At 63.9% G+C, this 18,849-nt stretch carries 19 protein-coding genes, 1 tRNA gene and 1 riboswitch; of the genes, 12 read left to right on the plus strand and 8 right to left on the minus strand.

All coding sequences use genetic code 11. From position 1 onward, the window contains the following. Positions 1 to 526 precede the first annotated feature (526 nt). The 3 genes from ACSDHM_RS05990 (at position 527) to ACSDHM_RS06000 (ending at position 5,328) form a co-directional block, all read left to right on the plus strand. Entirely contained in the window at positions 527 to 3,415 is a 2,889-nt protein-coding gene (locus ACSDHM_RS05990) for an autotransporter family protein (RefSeq protein ID WP_439426761.1), read from the plus strand. Positions 3,416 to 3,925: 510 nt separating this feature from the next. Next, a complete protein-coding gene (locus ACSDHM_RS05995; RefSeq protein WP_439426762.1) occupies positions 3,926 to 4,840 on the plus strand; it encodes an ADP-ribosylglycohydrolase family protein in 915 nt (304 codons plus the stop codon). A gap of 218 nt (positions 4,841 to 5,058) precedes the next feature. After that, the gene (locus ACSDHM_RS06000) at positions 5,059 to 5,328 is read left to right on the plus strand and encodes a hypothetical protein (RefSeq protein ID WP_005415995.1); all 270 of its coding nucleotides are present in this window, start codon (positions 5,059 to 5,061) and stop codon (positions 5,326 to 5,328) included. Between the two features lie 22 nt (positions 5,329 to 5,350). Here ACSDHM_RS06000 and ACSDHM_RS06005 read toward each other — a convergent pair whose 3' ends face one another. Next, complete coding sequence (locus tag ACSDHM_RS06005) at positions 5,351 to 6,427, minus strand: alpha/beta hydrolase family protein (protein ID WP_072166719.1); 1,077 nt, start codon at positions 6,425 to 6,427, stop codon at positions 5,351 to 5,353. 184 nt (positions 6,428 to 6,611) lie between these two features. On the opposite strand from ACSDHM_RS06005, the gene ACSDHM_RS06010 reads away from it, so the two are divergent. Then, the gene (locus tag ACSDHM_RS06010) at positions 6,612 to 7,445 is read left to right on the plus strand and encodes an AraC family transcriptional regulator (protein ID WP_088497733.1); all 834 of its coding nucleotides are present in this window, start codon (positions 6,612 to 6,614) and stop codon (positions 7,443 to 7,445) included. Positions 7,446 to 7,448: 3 nt separating this feature from the next. Here the strand turns inward: ACSDHM_RS06010 and crcB are convergent, their stop codons facing one another. After that, positions 7,449 to 7,841 carry a fluoride efflux transporter CrcB gene (crcB, locus tag ACSDHM_RS06015; RefSeq protein WP_088497734.1) on the minus strand — a complete coding sequence of 131 codons (393 nt, stop codon included), beginning with the start codon at positions 7,839 to 7,841 and terminating at the stop codon, positions 7,449 to 7,451. Positions 7,842 to 7,922: 81 nt separating this feature from the next. After that, a riboswitch (Fluoride riboswitch) is annotated at positions 7,923 to 7,986 on the minus strand. A gap of 22 nt (positions 7,987 to 8,008) precedes the next feature. Next, complete coding sequence (locus tag ACSDHM_RS06020; protein WP_061478466.1) at positions 8,009 to 8,410, minus strand: helix-turn-helix domain-containing protein; 402 nt, start codon at positions 8,408 to 8,410, stop codon at positions 8,009 to 8,011. 111 nt (positions 8,411 to 8,521) lie between these two features. On the opposite strand from ACSDHM_RS06020, the gene ACSDHM_RS06025 reads away from it, so the two are divergent. Both ACSDHM_RS06025 and ACSDHM_RS06030 read left to right on the plus strand, forming a co-directional pair. Then, the gene (locus ACSDHM_RS06025; protein WP_061478465.1) at positions 8,522 to 8,725 is read left to right on the plus strand and encodes a hypothetical protein; all 204 of its coding nucleotides are present in this window, start codon (positions 8,522 to 8,524) and stop codon (positions 8,723 to 8,725) included. A gap of 359 nt (positions 8,726 to 9,084) precedes the next feature. Next, positions 9,085 to 9,321 carry a hypothetical protein gene (locus tag ACSDHM_RS06030; RefSeq protein ID WP_005416001.1) on the plus strand — a complete coding sequence of 79 codons (237 nt, stop codon included), beginning with the start codon at positions 9,085 to 9,087 and terminating at the stop codon, positions 9,319 to 9,321. A 9-nt stretch (positions 9,322 to 9,330) separates the two neighbouring features. On the opposite strand, the gene ACSDHM_RS06035 is transcribed toward ACSDHM_RS06030, so the two are convergent. Next, the gene (locus tag ACSDHM_RS06035; RefSeq protein WP_111007589.1) at positions 9,331 to 10,380 is read right to left on the minus strand and encodes a 4Fe-4S dicluster domain-containing protein; all 1,050 of its coding nucleotides are present in this window, start codon (positions 10,378 to 10,380) and stop codon (positions 9,331 to 9,333) included. After that, positions 10,377 to 10,664, minus strand: coding sequence for a hypothetical protein (locus ACSDHM_RS06040; RefSeq protein ID WP_014036651.1), 288 nt, complete (start codon positions 10,662 to 10,664; stop codon positions 10,377 to 10,379). The genes ACSDHM_RS06035 and ACSDHM_RS06040 overlap by 4 nt, the downstream gene beginning before the upstream one ends. A gap of 178 nt (positions 10,665 to 10,842) precedes the next feature. Between ACSDHM_RS06040 and ACSDHM_RS06045 the strand changes: the two genes are divergently transcribed. Continuing rightward, positions 10,843 to 11,283 (plus strand): group III truncated hemoglobin, encoded by a 441-nt coding sequence (locus tag ACSDHM_RS06045; RefSeq protein WP_088497761.1) that lies wholly within the window; start codon positions 10,843 to 10,845, stop codon positions 11,281 to 11,283. Positions 11,284 to 11,327: 44 nt separating this feature from the next. Next, on the plus strand, positions 11,328 to 12,737 hold the full coding sequence (gene hemN / locus ACSDHM_RS06050) for an oxygen-independent coproporphyrinogen III oxidase (RefSeq protein ID WP_072166936.1): 1,410 nt from the start codon (positions 11,328 to 11,330) through the stop codon (positions 12,735 to 12,737). Between the two features lie 21 nt (positions 12,738 to 12,758). Here hemN and ACSDHM_RS06055 read toward each other — a convergent pair. Further along, positions 12,759 to 12,845 (minus strand) — tRNA-Leu (locus tag ACSDHM_RS06055). 131 nt (positions 12,846 to 12,976) lie between these two features. On the opposite strand from ACSDHM_RS06055, the gene ACSDHM_RS06060 reads away from it, so the two are divergent. The 4 genes from ACSDHM_RS06060 to ACSDHM_RS06075 all read left to right on the plus strand — a co-directional run bounded on the left by ACSDHM_RS06060 (position 12,977) and on the right by ACSDHM_RS06075 (position 17,081). Then, positions 12,977 to 13,411: a BLUF domain-containing protein gene (locus ACSDHM_RS06060; protein ID WP_088497736.1), complete on the plus strand. Its 435-nt coding sequence runs from the start codon at positions 12,977 to 12,979 to the stop codon at positions 13,409 to 13,411. 143 nt (positions 13,412 to 13,554) lie between these two features. Continuing rightward, positions 13,555 to 14,841 carry a nucleotide sugar dehydrogenase gene (locus ACSDHM_RS06065; protein WP_072166707.1) on the plus strand — a complete coding sequence of 429 codons (1,287 nt, stop codon included), beginning with the start codon at positions 13,555 to 13,557 and terminating at the stop codon, positions 14,839 to 14,841. Between the two features lie 55 nt (positions 14,842 to 14,896). After that, positions 14,897 to 16,519, plus strand: a complete 1,623-nt coding sequence (locus tag ACSDHM_RS06070; RefSeq protein ID WP_061478458.1) for an FMN-binding glutamate synthase family protein — start codon at positions 14,897 to 14,899, stop codon at positions 16,517 to 16,519. A gap of 100 nt (positions 16,520 to 16,619) precedes the next feature. Further along, on the plus strand, positions 16,620 to 17,081 hold the full coding sequence (locus tag ACSDHM_RS06075) for a GNAT family N-acetyltransferase (RefSeq protein WP_088497737.1): 462 nt from the start codon (positions 16,620 to 16,622) through the stop codon (positions 17,079 to 17,081). A 39-nt stretch (positions 17,082 to 17,120) separates the two neighbouring features. Here ACSDHM_RS06075 and ACSDHM_RS06080 read toward each other — a convergent pair whose 3' ends face one another. Then, positions 17,121 to 18,368 carry a TIGR03862 family flavoprotein gene (locus tag ACSDHM_RS06080; protein ID WP_088497738.1) on the minus strand — a complete coding sequence of 416 codons (1,248 nt, stop codon included), beginning with the start codon at positions 18,366 to 18,368 and terminating at the stop codon, positions 17,121 to 17,123. After that, a complete protein-coding gene (locus ACSDHM_RS06085; RefSeq protein ID WP_188241105.1) occupies positions 18,355 to 18,789 on the minus strand; it encodes an FKBP-type peptidyl-prolyl cis-trans isomerase in 435 nt (144 codons plus the stop codon). The genes ACSDHM_RS06080 and ACSDHM_RS06085 overlap by 14 nt, the downstream gene beginning before the upstream one ends. Between the last annotated feature and the right edge of the window lie 60 nt (positions 18,790 to 18,849).

The following is an 18,849-nucleotide window of genomic DNA, read 5'->3' on the forward strand; positions in this document are numbered from 1 at the left end:
GCGAGTATAGAAGCGGTAGGCGCATCCGCATCTCTCGTTTCTTTCACGAAAGATCCACGCAGGCCATAGGAATCTTAACTCTACATGAGTCGCGCTTTGAGCGCGGCAAGCCAACAAAGGAGATTCAGACGTAATGGATGGTATGACCTCATTGGGTTGCGATGGCACTGCCGTCATTGGCGTCGACAAATCAAATGCTGTGAAGCAAGCCTGCGTGAGAGGCACCGTAGCGTCATCGGTGCTATGTCGCAAGTTGGCGCCTATCGCTGTTGCAGTTGGAATTTCCTGTGCCGCAACCGCAAATGCAGTTGAAGTCCTCGGTCCTATCACCGTAGAGAACGGGGCCGAGTTTCATCTGCTAGATGGCGACGTCTTGACGTATTCGGGATCCGGATACGCCCTGTCGGTATCCGGGGACGGGAGCAGAGCGTCCGTTGAGGGTGCCTCGATTGAGTTGGGAGCTAGGGGGAGTGGAATCAGGGCTCTTTCCGGAGGACGTGTCAAACTCCTGTCGAGCGAACTTTTGATGGGAAATTCGCTGACCGGGGCAAACTACTCATTGTCTGCTTCAGGAGTCGGTAGCGTAATCGATTCTGAGGGTGTAACGATTCGCACAAGCAGGAATTCACTCAATGGTGGCAATATTGAAGCTTCTGCAGGTGCTGTAGTGAGTTTTCGCGGCGGAGAGATAGCTGTGGAGGGCGCGTCTGGAACAATCGCTGAGGCACGCGGAACGGATTCGAGAATTTCGATTGAGTCTTCAACTATCCGATCGGACTCAGGCGGTAGGTTGCTGGCGAGCCAGGGCGCGAGCTTGTACCTGACGGACAGTCTTATCGATCTTGGAGCCGGTGGAGTTCAAGCGGGAGTCTCGGTGTCTGGCGGCGGTAGTCAAGTTGTTGTCAAAGACAGCCGATTGGTGGGTGGATGGTTTGATGTTTCGAACGGCGGATCGCTATCCCTTATAGGCGTAAACGCCAGCTCAAAGGGTGGAGGTCTGCGGGTGCTTGGAGGCTTGTCGCCTGTCGTTTATTCACGCGCAGTGGTCCAAGGCGGCTCCTTCGAAAATGTTGGGGGGATCGGAGTCAATGTAAATCGCTTAGGTGAGTTCACTGGTGTTGGTGCGGCGTTCACCGTCACGGACGGCGAGTCCAACTTCTGGCTGTCCAATGACTCTTCAAAACTGACGCTGGATGATGTGGCTGTAACCAATTTCAGTGATGCTGTAGGTCATGGGGTTGACATCATAGCGGGCGCTGCGTCGATTTCAGGCTCATCTATCGAGACTCGTGGGAATGGTGTGTTTGGAGTGCGCGTCACTGGATCGACGGGTAGCTTAAGTAGCTCGCTGCGCTTGTCGCGCACTGCTCTAAATCTCTATGGTGATGGTGGCGCTGGAATATTAATAGGTGGTGGAACCTCCTCTGCTGATATCGCTTCTGTATCAATACTCGCTGAGGGGCAGGGTTCTGTCGGGTTGCTGCAAACAAATACAGCTACTCTCGCATCGGTGGATGATCTGCGAATAAACATGTCTGGACCAGGGGCGATTGGTTACAGGTCCTATTTGACAGTTGCTGGGGACTACTGGAACCGCGCATCATTCCAGAGTTCATCGTTTCGCGTTGCGGATGGTGTGGCGCTGTGGGTGCAGGGTGACAACCATGACTTGATATTGAGTGATGTGGAGATTGACGCGGCGGGTGGTCGGGGTGTTGCTTTCCGCGTAAGTGATCTTGCATTTACAAATGGATCCACATTGGCGACTAGAACGGCAAATTTGACGGCTATTGCCAGCTCAATCAAGGGTAATGTTAGTGTGGAGAGCACCAGCTCCGACGTTGCTATTCGTTTGCTGAATGGGACGTCGCTGTTTGGAGATATTTTAAGTAGGAACGGCGCGCTTGCTCGATACACGCAGCTTGACGCGACAAGTGCCTGGAAGATCAGATACGAGTCAAACATTGGCGATTTTGATCACGCCGGCAGTGTGGAATTCTCACCACAGTCAGAAGGATTTGGTTCGATTACGGTTCATGGTAACTACCGATCGCTGGATGGTAGCTGGTTGCTCAACCGTGCGCTGGGAGGGGACGACTCGCCTGGTGATCGCGTTGTGATCGAGGGTGACGCGGAGGGAAGGGGCTTCATCTCGGTGCGTAACGTCGGAGGCCTTGGTGGTCAGACGTTGAATGGCATCGAGGTAATCTCTATCAAGGGAAATTCAGATGCGCACTTTGATCTAAAGGGGCGAGCTGTGGCGGGGGCGTATGAGTACTTTCTTCGCAAAGGCCGGGCTTCAAATCCCAACGACGGCAACTGGTACCTGACATCCGAATACACTGATCCGGTTGATCCGGTTGATCCGGTTGATCCGGTTGATCCGGTTGATCCGGTTGATCCGGTCGACCCCATTGGGCCCGTTGCTCCGGAGTTTCCGGTCGATATTGATCCTGTTCCACCGACCCCAAAAGTCCAGCGTCCGGAAGGTGCTAGCTACCTGGCTAACCAGAAAGCTGCAGCTGCGCTGTTTAGACTCTCTTATCGCGACCGATTCTCAGCGGCGGCGGATGAAGCTGAGGGGGCGCACTCGATCAATGCCTGGGCGAGGGTTACGAGCGAGCATCCTCGCTTCATGGGTCTGCGTTCGCAGATTTCCTCAAATACAGATTTGTACTCTGCAGTGGTTGGCATTGGCCGGACCATCACGACCGGCGGGCAGTCGGATGTTGACGCGGGGTTGATGATTGGGATCGGGCGCTCCAGCAGTCTTGCGAGGTCGTTGATCACGGGCTACCAGTCTCGAGCTGTAGCCAATGGCACGAGTCTGGGGGCCTACGCTAGCATGCGCACCCCGCAGCAAGGTCCCGGTGCCGGGTACATTGACCTTTGGGCTCAGACCTCAAGATTTAAGAACTCCGTTGCAGGTGAGGCGCTGACCCCTGAGCGGTATGACACTCGCTCAACCAGTGTTTCTGCCGAACTTGGATATTCTCTTAAATTTTTGGCTTCTGGCGCTTCGATAATTTTGGAGCCAGAGGTTCAGTTTGTCCGCACCGTTATTTCAGGTTGGAGTCTCACAGAGAAGACGGGCACACCTGTCCTCTCTGGGCGCTACTCGGGAACGCAACGCCGATTCGGATCGCGGCTTTATGTCATACCGAAGCAGGAAAGCACCGTGACGGTGAGTCCATATCTGGCCTTCAATCGATGGGATACTGGACCAGCAACGCCTGTAGTGATGAGTGATGTTGTTTTGCCAGGGTCGGGCCCGCGACGAACAAACGAGGTCAAGCTCGGCTTGGAGCTGTCAAAGCAAGCAAGTTGGCAGGCGCGAGGTGAGCTTGTGCGAACTGTGGGTGAGATGGGCTACCGTAGTGTCAGTGGGCAACTAAGCATTTCTCACTATTGGTAGTGACTGTTTGCGGTTGCGCGCTACGCGATCCGGGCAAGATTGACGGCCATTTGCCGTCCGGGCTGTCCTCCTTAAAGCCCGCCACAACGGCTGTCGAAGTACCATCGCGCAGCTTTGCGCAGGCGCTCATCTGCGCGATCCATAACCTTTTCCAACGCGCCTAAGAGTGCCAGAGTTCGGACGGCGGTGGGTGAGGGTGGCGCGCAGCGTTCGGCGCAGAGCAATGGCGTTGGTTCGGTTCAATCAGAGGTTCAAACAAGTCTATTTTTGCTAAGTTCAGTTACGGTAGGTGTCAATTCGGGTGTCATTTTTTCTAAGTGTTTGAATTGAAAAGATTGCGCGCGGATTGCAAATCCGTTTACAGCGGTTCGATTCCGCTTGAGGCCTCCAATTGAAAAGCCCTGACTCCGGTCAGGGCTTTTTTGTTGGCTGCGATCGCTTTCGCGCTCGCACGATCGTTGCGCGGCTGGCGGTCAGTCATGGCGGCGGCGGCGGCGCTACACTTGCCTGATGAACCAGATTGATCACTTCCGCGGCGCCTTGCTCGGCCTCGCGTGCGGCGATGCCGTCGGTACCACGCTGGAGTTCAAGCCTCGTGGCAGCTTCACCCCGATCACCGACATGGTGGGTGGTGGGCCGTTCCAGCTGCAGCCGGGGCAATGGACCGACGATACCTCAATGGCGATGTGCTTGGCCGAGAGCCTGGTGCGTTGTGACACCTTCGATGTGCACGATCAGATGAACCGCTACGCCAACTGGTACCGGCATGGGTACTGGAGTGCGACCGGCGAGTGCTTCGATATCGGTATGGCAACGCGGGCTGCCATCGACCGGTTCCTGCAGGACGGCCAACCGCTGGCGGGGAGTGACGACCCACGCAGCGCCGGCAATGGCTCGATCATGCGTTTGGCGCCGGTGGCATTGCGCTACGCCGGGACTCCCGATCTGCAGGCAATAGCCGAGCTGAGTTCGCGAACGACCCACGCTGCGCAGGAGTGCCTGGAGGCGTGCCGCTTGCTTGCCGTCGCGCTGGAGCGGGCATTGGCAGGTGGCACCCGTGACGCGGTGCTGGATCTCAGCAATGTCCCCGTCGAGAGCGCGCGGCTGCAGCAGATCGCGGCGGGCGGCTACCGCGGTGCCACGCGTGAGCAGATCCGTGGCAATGGCTATGTTGCCGACAGTCTGGAAGCTGCACTCTGGTGCTTTGATCGCCACGACACCTTTGAAGCCGTCGTACTCGAGGCGGCCAATCTTGGCGAGGACGCCGACACCACGGCCGCCATCGCGGGGCAGCTGGCGGGTGCATTCCATGGTGCGCGCGGAATCCCCGGGCGGTGGTTGCAGAGGCTGGCCCTGCGTGCCGAAATCCAGGCGCTGGCCGATGTGCTGCACGCCTTGAACCAGGGCAGCGACCGCGCTGCGTGAGTCGGGTTCCCTGCCTGTGAACTGCGCCGGCAGGGCGCTCCCTGCGGCCGCCATTTCCGACGCCGCGCTGCTTCACCTGCAGCCGTTCGACGCGCCCCGGTCGCCAGTCTCAGCCGGCCACGACATGGAAAGGCGCTATGGTCGAGTTCCACGTCTCAGGGAGCCGCAATGGCGAGCAAGGACATCACGCGTCGTTCCAGCCACGGAGCGAAACGGAAATGAGCAAAGTCACGGCAGATGTGCGCTGGTTGACCTTCCGCTTGAAGAACGGGCAATCCATTGGCCCGGATCGGCTGAAGGACGGATGGGTCATCGCCTCGGAAACCGCCCGCTGCGGGGTGCGCCGCGAGCATATCGAAGGGTCGGGCCTGGTGTATGCCCTGTACGCGCCGGCCAACCTGGCCTCACCACGGCGCGCGGAAATGCGCATGCGCGAATTCCTGATGAGCTCGGGCTACACCTTCACGATGGGCACGCTGGGCGGCTGACCTGCGCGTGGGCCGCGATTGCTCAACGCTGCGCGGCCTTCAACGCCTCGATGATCTGCGCGCCGGAGAAGCCACAATGGCCTTCGCCAACGGGCGGCAGCACCTGTGGCAGCGGACGGGCGCCGGCCCGTGCGGCCGTCTGCGGATACACCGTCTGCATGCGCGGCACGATCGTCGGGTCGTTGTTGTTGAACTGGATCACCAGTGGTCGCCTCAACGCACCGCTCAATGCCAGCTCCCTGCGGACAGCGGCCTGCGCGGCAGGCACGGCGTCGATACGTTGCACGCCGGCATTGAACGCCATGTCGTCACCGAAGCCGCTGTAAGCCACACCTCTGTTGCCCACCGGCATGCCGCCACTGCGCGTGGCCAGTTCGTGCAGGACCAGTGCATGCAGGCTGATCGTGCCGGCCAGTGCATCAGCGGACACCTGCAGCCGCTGTGCCAGCAACGCGGCATGCGAGGGGCTGCGTTGCAGCGCATTGGAGATGCCCTGGTACAGTTCGCCCTGTGGCAGCGCAGCCGCGTCGCGTGAGACCAGTCCCGCAGCCGGCAGGCCTTCGGCCTTGGCAAAGAAGTAATCGAAAGCGACCAGCGTGGTCAGCAGATCACTCGCGATCTGTTCGCCACTGAGATTGGCGCCGCATAGCGACACGCCACCAGCGTAGTGTTGCGGGAACCGTTCGAGGCTGGCGAGGGTCACGGCGCCGCCCATCGAAAATCCCAGCATCCAGATATGGCGCACGTGCTTGAGTTCAGCCACTGCATGTCGGCGCAGGCGTTCCATGTCGGTGATCGCATCGGCCACCGCCCAGCCCTGACTGGCATAGGCGCTCTGCGCGACGGCGTAGCCTGCCGCCAGCAATGGCGCGGTGCCGTCATTGGCAGCCATCGGCGTAGCACGTGGCATGCCTACCGGCTCGTAGCCGTGCGCCAGCATCACCAGGTCACCGTTCCAGTCGGCCGGCACGTCCAGGCGCCACGGCGCGCCCTGCAGCTCGCCGCTCAGCGTGCGTGCCGCCGTTGGCGCTGACGCCAGCAAGGTCGTCGAAGGCAGCAGCAGGCCGAGGGCGAGGGCGCATCGAAGCAGGGCGGGCATCGGGGTCATTCCATGCGGGAATGACCCCGAGCATAGATGCCAGCGAAATGTTGCGCGCGCTGCACTGCCGCAGGAAGGGCGGGCTGGGGGGCGCCCGCTCCCAGAGTTGATCACGTCCGCTAAGGGGGTGATTCCGATACGATGTGTCGCCTTGATCTCTTTCTACTTTACCCAGGGTCCCGTCATGGTCGACCGTCTTGCCATTCTGCTTGAACGCTTTGCGGTTACCGCCTCGGTGTTCCATGCTGGCGCGTTGTGCGGCATCAACACGCTGGCGGGCGAGGATGACGCCGGGCAGCTGCATCTGGTGCGACGTGGCCCGCTGCAGGTCAGCCATGGCCAGCAGATCGTCCAGGTCGAGGTGCCGAGCCTGCTGCTGTACCCACGGCCGATGCCGCATCGATTCAGCACCGATCCGCAGCATGGCGCCGACATGGCCTGCGCCAATCTGCATTTCGAGGGCGGGCGGCTCAACCCGATCAGCGCGGCGTTGCCCGATTTCATCTGCCTGCCGCTGGCCGATCTGTACGGCGGCAACGCAGCGCTGGAGCTGCTGTTCGAAGAAGCCTTCGAGCAGCGCTGCGGGCGTGCGGCGATGGTCAACCGGCTGTTCGAGGTGGTGATGATCCAGGTGCTGCGGCAGCTGATGGAAGGGGGCGAGATGCGTGGTGGCCTGTTTGCCGGGCTGGGGCATCCGCGGCTGCGGCTGGCGCTGGTGGCGATGCATGAGGCGCCCGCACAGTCCTGGACCCTGGAAGACCTGGCCGAGGTCGCCGGCATGTCACGCAGCGTCTTTGCTGCCAGTTTCCGTGAGGCGATGGGCACTACCCCGGGCCAGTACCTGCAGGGCTGGCGGGTGGGCCTGGCGCAGCAGGCGCTGCGCCAGGGGCGCCCATTGAAGCGGATCGCTGACGACGTCGGCTATGGCAGCGAAGCCGCACTGTCGCGTGCATTCAAGGCACATACCGGACAGTCGCCGCGGGAGTGGCGCGGACAGGCCCGCGCCGGCGCGGGCTGAGCCTCAGCCCAGCACCAGCCGGGCCAGTTTCATGCCACCGAACAGGCCGACCAGGCCCAGTGCCACCGAACCGCCGGCATACAGCGCCGCCAGGCCATGCTGGCCGCGCTGCAGCAGCAGTCCGATTTCCAGTGCGTAGGTGGAAAATGTGGTGTAGCCGCCGAGGACGCCGGTGGCCAGCAGAAGGCGCAACTGCGGCGAGGCGCCATTGCGCAGGGCGAAGGCTTCGACCAGCACGCCCATCAGCAGTGCACCGCTGATGTTGATCAGGAAGGTCGACCATGGCCACGGGCTGCCGACCGCTACCCGCGTACCGATCAGGTTGCAGGCATGGCGAAGGCAGGCGCCGAGCCCGCCGCCGATGAAGACCAGCAGATAATTGTTCAATGCGTGCATCACGTGCCTCGGTTGCGGGTTCGCTGATTCAATGGCGAACGCCGACGGCAGGCACGGCCCGCCATCGACGAAGACCGGTTCGTCCTGGCAGGAGCCATCAGCCCTTCCGGGCGGTTATCGGGGGAGCCCCATCCCCATCCGCGACCATGCTACCAGTGGCAGTGCATTCACGTCATCGAGGTCGTCAGTACCCGGATGACCTTGCTGCGGCTGAAGCCGTCCATCAGCAGTTCGAAGGCCAGCAGGTCCAGGGCCGCATGGCGGCGATGGTCGATCTGCAATCCCTTCTCCTCCACCAGATGGCTGACCAGTTCGTAGGCGTCCTGCCAGACATCCAGGTGGGCCTGGCTGGGGATATAGGTATTGCCCCGCTCACCGACGCCAAGCCCGCTCACGCCGTACAGCAGTTCACGCGCGTCCAGTTTGGCCGCATCGGCGATGCGGAACAGCTGTTCGGCCTTCACATGGGCGGGGCTGACATGGTCGTTGAGCCAGTTGCTGATGGTTGCCGTCGTCGAATCGGCGGCGCGGGCCAGATCGGCCGGGCGAGGGTGCCCGGCTTTCTTCATGGCAATGGCGAGTCGTTGGCCGAGAGTATTCATCTATGCAAGCCAGCTTAACGCGTGGATCGCAAAGTTCCCTTGTTCCAAGAATAAGTCTGGTTAACAGAAGGACCGACCGTGACCGAATTCTGGAGCAAGGGGCAGGTACGCGCCCGGCTGGGTTTCCGGACCGATGCCGAACTGGCGCGCTTTTTTGGCATAAGCCGATCTGCCGTGTCGCAATGGCCCAAGAACTTCCCGATTCCTGCGCTACGCCAATACATCCTGCATCAGCGCTATCCCAACCTGTTCCCCGCGACTGAGGCGACGCAGGGCGAGTAAGCCCCAACTACGCCGCCTTTTGTCGCATATAGCACTCTAAACAGTATTTGCTAAGTATGCTTAGCAATATTGGAAACTTCGATGAAACGGGGCTGGCCCATCGATGGCGCCTACCAGGGCGGGACCGGGGAAATCGGGGCAGTGTGTCGGGTCCGACCCATCCGGGCACCCCGTCTCCCCGTATGTGGTTTCGTGAACGATTAATAATTTCGATCACGAAAGTCGCGGTATGTAATTGACCTGTCGTGAAATCTATGACTAATTGGGATCAACCGGACGTGAAGCCCGGGAGTCTTTCAGTAGCTCGCAAGTGAGTCGGTAGACCGTCAACGATGCAGAACAAGTCCAACGGAGGTCGTATGGAATACGGCATGCATGGCTTGGCTGAACGGGTACGCCGCGAACTGGAAGCCAGTTATCACAAACACGGATGCGGTCCGGCGTTCTGGGATACCTACCAGCAGGTGCTGGACCGCCTGGTCCCGCAAGGGACCGAGCGTACCGAAGTTACCAATGAAATGGCGCTGATCATCGAGCAGCTGGGCATCGTCCGACGCGCGCAGCTGGTGCCGCCGCACGCCAACGGGCCGCGTTGATCCGTTGATTCAAAGCAGGCGCCAGGCGCCGCAGGCCAACAGCGCCAGCAGTATCGACAGCAGTGCCAGGGTCCGCGGTCGCCACCATTGCCGCGGTTGCCCGGCCATGGCCTGCGGACTGCAGTAGCGCACCAGCCCCGGGCCGAAACCGGCCTGGTCCTGCTGCCGCGAGCAGGCCTCCAGGCAGGCGCCGCAGGCCAGGCAATCGGCCTGAGGTCCCTGGCGGATATCCAGTTGCATCGGGCAGGCGCTGACACAGGCAGCGCAATCGGTGCAGTCGCCCAGGCGGTCGGCGCTGAAGGTGGGCATCGGTCCGGCCAGCAGCGGGTGTGCAGCGCGGAACACGTAGTCCTGCGCGGTGGTCGGGTCGAGCAGGCCACGGCCGCGTCCGAGCACGCCCCCCAGCCCCGACGGACGCATGCCGCGCGGTTCGCCGCGGCGCGCGTCGTACAACATGCGCGGTGTATGCGGATCGGTCAGCAGCGGCTGCAGGCGCGCGAACGGGCACAGCGAACGGCACACCTGCTCGCGCAGGAAGCCGGCATTGCCCCAGGTGGCGGCGGCATAGAACAGCACCCAGAACGTTTCCCAGCCGCTCCAGCCGGCATGCGGCGCGGCGGCCACCAGTTCTTCGATCGGGCTGAACAGACCGACGAACGTGATGCCGGTCCACAGCGACAGCAGCCCCCATGCCAGCTGGGTGGCAGGGCCCACGCCGGGCGCTGGCAAAGCCCGGGCCATGGCGCGCGCAATCCAGTCGAAGGCGCGGCGCCATAGCGTCTGCGGGCAGGCGTGGCCGCACCAGATGCGGCCGGCGAGGTGGGTGAGCAGCGCGAGGCCCACCGCCAGCACCGCCAGCAACCCGATCAGCACGCCGACATCGCTGGGCCACAATGTCCAGCCAAACAGGTCAAAGCGCCGTGCGTTGATGTCCAGCAGCAGGGCCTGCCGCCCATTCCAGCGCAGCCATGGCAGGGCATAGAACAACGCCAGCAAGAGCATGCTGAGCGCGGCGCGCCAATGCCAGCGGCGTGGGATTCCGGTGCAGGGCGTACTCATCCCAGCGGCAGCTCGTCGTCGTCGTCGCTTGGCATCGGTCGCTGCAGGTACCAGGTGACCGCGCTGGACAGTGCGGTCACCGACCAGAACATGAAGAATCCTGCCGTATAGCCCAGTTCGCGGCTGATCGCCGTACCCGGAAAGCTGATCGCCTGCAGACGCAGCGGGTCGACAAAGGCGAAGAACACCACGCTGGCCAGGCCTGCAGCGATGAAGCTGGGCCAAAGGATGGCGCCCCAGTGCTGGATCAGCTGCTGGCGGCGGCTGGGAGAGGGTCTGTTCATGCTGTCCCGGATCGGAATGAGGGCGGCGCGTATACTCCGCCGAGGCTGGCGCAGCATCCGCAGGGCATGCTTCCTGCACGCGTGCCAGCCTAGGTGCAGCGGACTGCGCCGACATTGATCTGGATCAACGGCGGTGCCGGCCAGCTACGGCACACTGCCGGCAAGCTTTGGGTACCCGATGAACGCAATATCGCCACCTGTGCTGCCCGTCGCCTCGCCCGGGCTGTGCACCGAGCAGGAAGTGACCCGCCTGGTCCACGATTTCTATGCGCGCGTGCGCGAGGAAGAGCGGTTGGGGCCTGTGTTCGAGGCACACGTCCGCGACTGGCCGGAACACCTGGCGCAGCTGGTCGATTTCTGGTCGGCAATGCTGCGCGGTACGCGCCGCTTCAAGGGCTCGCCGATGTCCAAGCACATGGCCATCGAGCTGGACAAGGACCTGTTCGACCGCTGGCTGGTGCTGTTCCGGATCACCACCGCCGAGTGCGGCAACCCGCCCATGCAGGCGCTGGCCAACGACGTCGCCGCGCGCATCGGTGACACCTTCTGGAAGCGCTACCAGATGCTGCGCTGGCCGCAGGTCGGCCTGCCGGTGCTGGGAATCCCCACCCGCGATTGATCTGGGTCAAGGCGGTGGCGTCCGCCCGGCGCGATGCTGGCGGCATGGACACGTTCTCTCCCGCCGCCGGTGGCCTGGCCTGGACCTTCGACCCCGACCTGCTGCGCCGGCATGACCGGCCCGGGCCGCGCTACACCTCGTATCCGACCGCGCCTCATTTCCACGATGGCTTCGATGCGCCGGCACTGCGCCGGGCAATCGCCGACAGCAACCAGCTGGCCCGCGCGCTGTCGCTGTACGTGCATGTGCCGTTCTGCTCCAGCCCCTGCTTCTACTGCGGCTGCAACCGGGTGATCACCCGCGACCGCGGCCGTGGCCACAGCTACGTCGCGCGCGTGCTGGCCGAGGCCGACCTGCTGGCGCCGCAGTTCGAGGACGGCCGTGAGGTCATCCAGCTGCACCTGGGCGGGGGCACGCCGAACTTCCTCGAGGCCGAGGCGATGACCACGCTGGTGGAAGGACTGCGCCGGCGCTTTGATTTCAGCGATTCGCCGCAGCGCGATTTCTCGATCGAACTCGATCCGCGCTTCATCGATACCCGCGATGTCGCCATGCTGGCGCGGCTGGGCTTCAACCGCGCCAGCCTGGGCGTGCAGGATTTCGACCCACAGGTACAGGAAGCGATCAACCGCGTGCAGGGCGTGCAGCAGACGCTGGACATCCTGCAGGCCTGCCGCGACAGCGGCATGCGTTCGGTCAACGTCGACCTGATCTATGGGCTGCCGGGACAGAGCCTGGAAGGGTTTGGCCGCACCCTGGAACGGGTGCTGGCATTGCGCCCGGATCGCCTGGCGGTGTACGGCTACGCACACCTGCCGCATCTTTTCCGCGCACAGAAGCAGATCGACGAACGCCGCTTGCCTTCGCCGGAAGACAAGCTGGCGCTGCTGGGCCTGGCGGTGGAGAAACTCTCTGCGGCCGGCTACCAGTACATCGGCATGGATCACTTCGCATTGCCGGAAGAAGATCTGTCACGTGCGCAGCGCGCCGGGCAGTTGCATCGCAATTTCATGGGCTATACCACCCACGCCGACACCGATCTGCTCGGCCTGGGCGTGAGTGCGATCAGCCACATCGGTGCCACCTACAGTCAGAATCCGCGCGACCTGCCGTCGTGGGAGGATGCCGTGGACCAGGGGCAGTTGCCGGTGTGGCGCGGCGTGGCGCTCAGCGCCGACGACCAGCTGCGCGCAGAACTCATCCAGCAGCTGATGTGCCAGGGCGAGGTGGACGGTGCGGTGCTGGGCCAGCGCCATGGCGTGGATTTCGAGCAGTACTTCGCCGAAGACCTGCGTTCGGTGCAGCGGCTGCAGGAAGATGGCCTCGCCGAGTACCGTGACGGTGTAGTGCGCGCCAGCGAGCCTGGACGGCCGTTGCTGCGGCTGCTGGCGATGTGCTTCGACCCGTACCTGCGTGCCGCCTGCGAGCAGCCGCGCTACTCGCGTGCAATCTGACGTTCGTCGTGAAAAGTGCGATGGTGCCCGGAGCCGGAATCGAACCGGCATGGGGTTGCCCCCGGCGGATTTTAAGTCCGATGCGTCTACCAGTTTCGCCATCCGGGCCTGCAGCGCGGCGCCGATTGTAGCCCAGCTGCAGCATCCCGACCGGATTGCAGTGGAGCGGCGGTGTGCTTAACTGTCGCTCCCATTCATGTCATAGTCCAAAGCCTCGTTCCCAGGGGGGGAGCCACCCGATGTCGCTGCACGCGATTGCCTATGCCAGCGAGGCCCGCGCCGACCTGCAGACAACCGATCTTGACCGCCTGCTGGCCGATGCCACGGCATTCAACCGAGTAGCCGGTGTCACGGGTGTGCTGATGTTCGATGGCAGCCGTTTCCTGCAGTACCTGGAAGGCCCGGAGGATGGCATCGATTCGGTGTACCAGCGCATCGCCAATGCGCGCAGCCATGGACAACTGAAGGTGCTGTGCCGCGCGCCGGTGGCGCAGCGGGCATTCCCGCGCTGGTCGATGGGGACCCGGCGCATTGATACAGAACTGCTGGTACAGATCGTCGACGCCTCATGGCCGGGCTTCGTGCTTGGCGGCGGTGGCTTCGAGCGCCTGCTGCAGGCCTGGACCGGCGCCGATGGCGAACTGGAGCCGGCCGCGGTCGCACTGGGTTCCTGACCCCACCTTGGCGGCCGGGCACCCGGGCCGTTAGGCTGTAGCCTTTCTGGCATGGATCTTCCCGGAGTGGCAAAGCGAATGAGTAGGTCGGCCATGCCCATGGCAGTACGCATGCGATTTCAGCCGTTGCATGGGATGCGGCGTTGAGCGCGCCGCTTGCGGCAGCAGCGTCGCCGCGCTTCGCGGTGATCGGGCTGGGCTACGTGGGCCTGCCACTGGCGGTGGCCTTCGGCCGGCACTGGCCGACGCTCGGCTTCGACATCGATGCTGATCGCATCGCCGAGCTCCGCGACGGCCAGGACCATACGCTGGAAATGGAGGCCGATGAGCTGGCCAGTGCGCAGCAGTTGCAGTACGGCAGCGATCCGGCTTTGCTCGATGCCTGCAATGTCTACATCGTTACCGTGCCGACCCCGATCGATGCCTATGAGCAGCCCGATCTGGAGCCGCTGCGTTCGGCGACGCGGCTGATCGCCAGCCACCTGCGTGCGGGTGACCTGGTGATCTACGAATCCACGGTGTACCCCGGCACCACCGAAGAGGTCTGCGTGCCGCTGCTGGAGCAGCTTTCCGGGCTGCGCTTCAACGAAGACTTCTACTGTGGTTACAGCCCGGAGCGGGTCAGCCCCGGCGACCGCCAGCGGCGCCTGGCCGATATCCGCAAGATCACCTCGGGGTCGACACCGGAAGTGGCTGCGGTGATTGATGGCCTGTACCAGCGCATCATCGCCGCCGGTACCTTCCCGGCGCCGTCGATGCGTGTGGCCGAAGCGGCCAAGGTGGTGGAGAACATCCAGCGTGACGTCAACATCGCGCTGGTCAATGAGCTGGCGCTGATCTTCGACCGGCTCGGCATCGACACCCAGGATGTGCTCGACGCCGCCGGCAGCAAGTGGAACTTCCTGCCATTCCGGCCGGGCCTGGTTGGCGGCCACTGCATCGGCGTGGACCCGTACTACCTGCTGCACAAGTCCGAGAGCGTGGGTTACCACCCGGACCTGATCCACACCGCGCGGCAGGTCAACAACCGCGTCGGTGAGCACGTGGCGTCGCGTGTGCTGGCAATGCTGGCCGAACGTGGCCGCGCACCTGCGCAGTCGCGTATCCTGGTGCTGGGCGTGACCTTCAAGGAGGATTGCCCGGACCTGCGCAACAGCCGCGCGCTGGAACTGGCGCAGCGCCTGCGTGATGCCGGCGCACAGGTGGAGGTCAGCGACCCGTGGGTCGGCCCGGCGGCATTGGCTGACGCGGGCGTGCACTGGCTGGCCGAGCCGGTGGCGGGGAGTTACGACGCCGTAGTTCTGGCAGTGGCCCATGCCCGATTCAAAGCCATGGATGACGCCGCAATCCAGGCGCTGCTGGCGCCCGGCGGCATCGTCTACGACGTGAAATCGGCCTGGCCGCGCAACGTGGTTGACGGTCGCCTGTAAACGCCGGTGATGGCCGGCGCGGTAGACTCGCAGGCAGTTGCAACCAAGGAACGCCATGCACCGGTATATCGTCTACCTGCTCGCCATCCTGATGTTTCCCATCTGCCTGTGGTTGGCCACGATCTGGCCGGCCTGGTACTGGGGCGTCGGCCTGACTGCCGCGATGGTGGCGCTGGGGACCTGGGATCTGCTGCAGAAGCGCAGCACGCTGCGCCGCAACTATCCGGTGATGGCGCATTTCCGCTATGGCCTGGAATCAATCGGCCCGGAAATCCGCCAGTACTTCGTGCAGAGCGACCTGGAGGACGTGCCGTTCTCGCGCCAGCAGCGTGCGCTGATCTACCAGCGCGCAAAGAACGAAATGGACACGGTGCCGTTCGGTACCCTGCGCAGTACCTATGCGGTGGATTACGAGTGGATCAACCATTCGCTGGCTCCCACCTCCATCGCCAAGCATGATTTCCGCGTGCTGATTGGGCCGAACTGCGCCAAGCCTTATTCGGCCAGCGTGTTCAACATCTCGGCGATGAGCTTCGGTTCGCTCTCGGCCAACGCGATCCGCGCACTGAACGAAGGTGCGCGGCGCGGTGGCTTCTACCACGACACCGGCGAAGGTTCGATTTCGCCCTACCACCGCGAGATGGGCGGCGATCTGGTCTGGGAGATCGGCTCGGGCTACTTCGGCTGCCGTGACGAGAAGGGTGGTTTCAGCGAAGAGCGCTTCGTCGCCAACGCTACCCACGACCAGGTCAAGATGATCGAGATCAAGCTGTCGCAGGGTGCCAAGCCGGGCCACGGCGGCGTGCTGCCGGCACCAAAGGTGACCGCCGAAATATCGGTGACCCGTGGTGTTCCGATGGGCGTGGACTGCGTATCGCCGTCGCGTCACTCGGCATTCTCGACGCCGGTCGAACTGTTGCAGTTCGTGGCCCGGCTGCGCGAGCTGTCCGGTGGCAAGCCGGTCGGTTTCAAGCTGGCCATCGGACACCCCTGGGAATGGTTCGGCATCGCCAAGGCGATGCAGGAAACCGGGCTGCTGCCGGACTTCATCGTGGTCGATGGTGCCGAGGGAGGCACCGGCGCGGCACCGGCTGAATTCGTCGACCATGTCGGCGTACCGATGCATGAAGCACTGCTGCTGGTGCACAACACCCTGGTCGGCCTGGACCTGCGCGAGCGCATCCGCATCGGCGCCGCTGGCAAGATCACCAGTGCGTTCGACATCGCGCGCACCATCGCGCTGGGTGCCGACTGGTGCAATGCCGGCCGAGGCTTCATGTTCGCGCTGGGCTGCATCCAGTCGTTGAGCTGCCACACCGACAAATGCCCGACCGGCATCGCGACCCAGGACCCCGCGCGCTGGAAGCATCTGGATGCACCGGACAAGGCCACCCGTGTGTACAGCTATCACGAGCACACACTGCATGCCTTGAAGGAACTGTTGTGCGCGGCGGGCCTGAACGATCCGGCCGAGCTGGGGCCGGAGCACATCCTGCGTCGCGTGTCGCCGGTGGAAATCCGTTCGCTGGCGTCGCTTTACCGCTACCTGGAACCGGGCGAGCTGCTGCACAAGGTGCCCGACCATGCGGTATTCCATGCCTTCTGGGCCGATGCGCGCAGCGACTCGTTCCAGCCGCCGCCGAAGATCCAGGCTCTGCGCGCCAGCAAGTCGCGGTAGTGTGATGTTGTAGAGCCGAGCCCATGCTCGGCTGCTGTTCTCATCGCGAGGTCGGAACGAAGAACAGCCGAGCATGGGCTCGGCTCTACGAGGAGATGTCATGCAGTTCAGGACCGGCACCATGGATGACGTGGCCAAGTTGTGGGCGTTGCGCACGCGTTGCGTGCGCGAGACCTGCAGCAGCCATTACCCACCCGCGGTCATTGCGCCCTGGTCGGCGTCGCCGCCGCCCGCGCAGTACGCGCGGCTGCTGGGGCAGGGCGGTTGCGTGGTGGCCGAGGACGGGCAGGGTGGCCTGCTCGGCTTCGGCGTCTTTGATGTCGATGCCAATGAAGTCGATGCGTTGTTCGTCGATCCGGATCATGGCGGCCTGGGCATTGGCCAGGCGCTGATGCAGCGCCTGCTGGCGATGGCTGATCGTGAGCGTGAGGTGGTGCTGTCGGCCTCGCTCAATGCGGTGCCGTTCTATCAACGGCAGGGCTTTGTCAGCGTGCGTGAGGAAGCCTATGCGCATCCCAGCGGTGTGGCGTTGGCCTCGGTGAGCATGCGCAGGCCGTGGTGACGTGGCGTCGAGCATGGGCTCGACGCTACGCCACAGGCGTCACCGCTCCGCCAACCAACCGATCACGCCTTCGGCGGCACGCCGGCCACTGGCGTAGCACGCGGTCAGCAGGTAGCCGCCGGTGGGGGCCTCCCAGTCCAGCATTTCACCGGCGCAGAACACGCCAGGAACGGCCCGCAGCATCAGGCCGTCATCCAGCGCATCCAGGCGCACGCCACCGGCGGTGCTGATCACCTCGGCCATTGGCCTTGGGCGCAGCAGGCGCAGCGGCAGGCGCTTGAGCGTGGCGGCCACAGCCGGCAGGTCGTTGCCGGCCTCCCTGCCAAGAATCTCGAACACGAGTGCGGCCTTCACCGCATCCAGACCCGCCTGGCGGCGCAGGTGCTCGCCGAAGCTTCGGCCCTTGCGCGGACGTGACAGGTCGGCCAGCAGGCGCGCCTCGTCGCGACCCGGCACCAGGTCCAGCCACAGCATTGCGTGGCCATCGCGGTTGATGGTCTCGCGCAGGTCGGCGGCCAACGCGTAGACCAGGCTGCCTTCAATGCCATATTCGCTGGCCACGCACTCGCCTTGCAGCGACCGCGGTTGTCCAGCCAGGTCGATCCAGTGCGCGACCACCGGCTTCAATGGTGCGCCGGCATTGCGCTGGGCAAAGAACGGCGTCCAGTCCACGTCGAAGCCACAATTGGCTGACTGCAGCGGCGCGATGTCCACGCCACGCGCCTGCAGTGGCACGACCCAGGCGCCGTCGCTGCCCAGCTGCGGCCAACTGCCGCCGCCCATCGCCAGTACCGTGGCATCGGGGTGCACATCGATTTCCCCCGCCTCGGTGGCAAAGCGCAGGGCGCCGTCGTCGCTCCAGCCGATCCAACGGTGGTTGGCGTGCAGGCGCACGCCCTGTTCCTTCAACCGGCGCACCCAGCCGCGCAGCAGCGGCGCCGCCTTGCGGTCGACCGGGAACACGCGGCCGGAGCTGCCCACATAGGTTTCCACGCCCAGGCCGGCGGCCCAGTCACGCAGTGCCTGTGCGTCGAAGCCGTCCAGCCAGTTGCCGACCACAGCGGCCTGCTCGCGGTAGCGGCTGTCGAACAACGGCCGCGGATCGGAATGGGTGAGGTTGAGGCCGCCCTTGCCGGCGATCAGGAACTTGCGGCCAGGCGACCCCTTGGCCTCGTACAGGTCGACCTCCAGCCCAGCGGCACGCAGGCGTTCGGCGGCGAACAGGCCGGCCGGGCCGCCGCCAATGACGGCGACCCGATGGGGCATGGCGGCATTACGGTTTGACATCGAGCAGCTCGACGTCGAACACCAGCGACGAGCCCGCCGGAATCGGGCCGACCTTGCGGTCCCCGTAACCGTAGTCCGGCGGAATCATCAGCGTGCGCTTGCCGCCGACCTTCATGCCGGCCACGCCCTCGTCCCAGCCGCGGATGACCTGGCCGGCGCCGAGCGCGAAGGTGAACGGCTTGCCGTGCTTGAAGGAGCTGTCAAAGGTCTTGCCGTGCTTGGTCTCGGTACGGTTGTCGTAGATCCAGCCGGTGTAGTGCACCGTGACCTTGCTGCCGGCGATGGCTTCGGCGCCGGTGCCTGGCACGGTATCGATCCGCTCGAAGGTGGTCAGCGTGCCGCCGGGCGGCGGGCCGGATGGTTCGGTCGAGCAGCCAGCGGCGGCGAGGGACAGCAGCAGGGGAAGCAGCAGGCGGCGCATCGGGCGTCTCCAGAAGGGCGCGGGGCGAGGGCGGCAAGGGTAGCGCATCGGCGCCGGGTA

Source organism: Stenotrophomonas sp. T8 (assembly GCF_051853085.1).
Taxonomy (GTDB): domain Bacteria; phylum Pseudomonadota; class Gammaproteobacteria; order Xanthomonadales; family Xanthomonadaceae; genus Stenotrophomonas; species Stenotrophomonas sepilia.

What these genes read in the sequence shown, in the direction of transcription:
- ACSDHM_RS06085 (WP_188241105.1), bottom strand. Translation starts at nt 18,789, where the DNA reads ATGCGCCGCCTGCTGCTTCCCCTGCTGCTGTCCCTCGCCGCCGCTGGC.
- ACSDHM_RS06060 (WP_088497736.1), top strand. Translation starts at nt 12,977, where the DNA reads ATGTCGCTGCACGCGATTGCCTATGCCAGCGAGGCCCGCGCCGACCTG.
- ACSDHM_RS06040 (WP_014036651.1), bottom strand. Translation starts at nt 10,664, where the DNA reads ATGAACAGACCCTCTCCCAGCCGCCGCCAGCAGCTGATCCAGCACTGG.
- crcB (WP_088497734.1), bottom strand. Translation starts at nt 7,841, where the DNA reads ATGCACGCATTGAACAATTATCTGCTGGTCTTCATCGGCGGCGGGCTC.
- ACSDHM_RS06045 (WP_088497761.1), top strand. Translation starts at nt 10,843, where the DNA reads ATGAACGCAATATCGCCACCTGTGCTGCCCGTCGCCTCGCCCGGGCTG.
- ACSDHM_RS06010 (WP_088497733.1), top strand. Translation starts at nt 6,612, where the DNA reads ATGGTCGACCGTCTTGCCATTCTGCTTGAACGCTTTGCGGTTACCGCC.
- hemN (WP_072166936.1), top strand. Translation starts at nt 11,328, where the DNA reads ATGGACACGTTCTCTCCCGCCGCCGGTGGCCTGGCCTGGACCTTCGAC.
- ACSDHM_RS06075 (WP_088497737.1), top strand. Translation starts at nt 16,620, where the DNA reads ATGCAGTTCAGGACCGGCACCATGGATGACGTGGCCAAGTTGTGGGCG.
- ACSDHM_RS06000 (WP_005415995.1), top strand. Translation starts at nt 5,059, where the DNA reads ATGAGCAAAGTCACGGCAGATGTGCGCTGGTTGACCTTCCGCTTGAAG.
- ACSDHM_RS06080 (WP_088497738.1), bottom strand. Translation starts at nt 18,368, where the DNA reads ATGTCAAACCGTAATGCCGCCATGCCCCATCGGGTCGCCGTCATTGGC.
- ACSDHM_RS05995 (WP_439426762.1), top strand. Translation starts at nt 3,926, where the DNA reads ATGAACCAGATTGATCACTTCCGCGGCGCCTTGCTCGGCCTCGCGTGC.
- ACSDHM_RS06020 (WP_061478466.1), bottom strand. Translation starts at nt 8,410, where the DNA reads ATGAAGAAAGCCGGGCACCCTCGCCCGGCCGATCTGGCCCGCGCCGCC.
- ACSDHM_RS05990 (WP_439426761.1), top strand. Translation starts at nt 527, where the DNA reads ATGGGAAATTCGCTGACCGGGGCAAACTACTCATTGTCTGCTTCAGGA.
- ACSDHM_RS06030 (WP_005416001.1), top strand. Translation starts at nt 9,085, where the DNA reads ATGGAATACGGCATGCATGGCTTGGCTGAACGGGTACGCCGCGAACTG.
- ACSDHM_RS06070 (WP_061478458.1), top strand. Translation starts at nt 14,897, where the DNA reads ATGCACCGGTATATCGTCTACCTGCTCGCCATCCTGATGTTTCCCATC.
- ACSDHM_RS06005 (WP_072166719.1), bottom strand. Translation starts at nt 6,427, where the DNA reads ATGCCCGCCCTGCTTCGATGCGCCCTCGCCCTCGGCCTGCTGCTGCCT.
- ACSDHM_RS06035 (WP_111007589.1), bottom strand. Translation starts at nt 10,380, where the DNA reads ATGAGTACGCCCTGCACCGGAATCCCACGCCGCTGGCATTGGCGCGCC.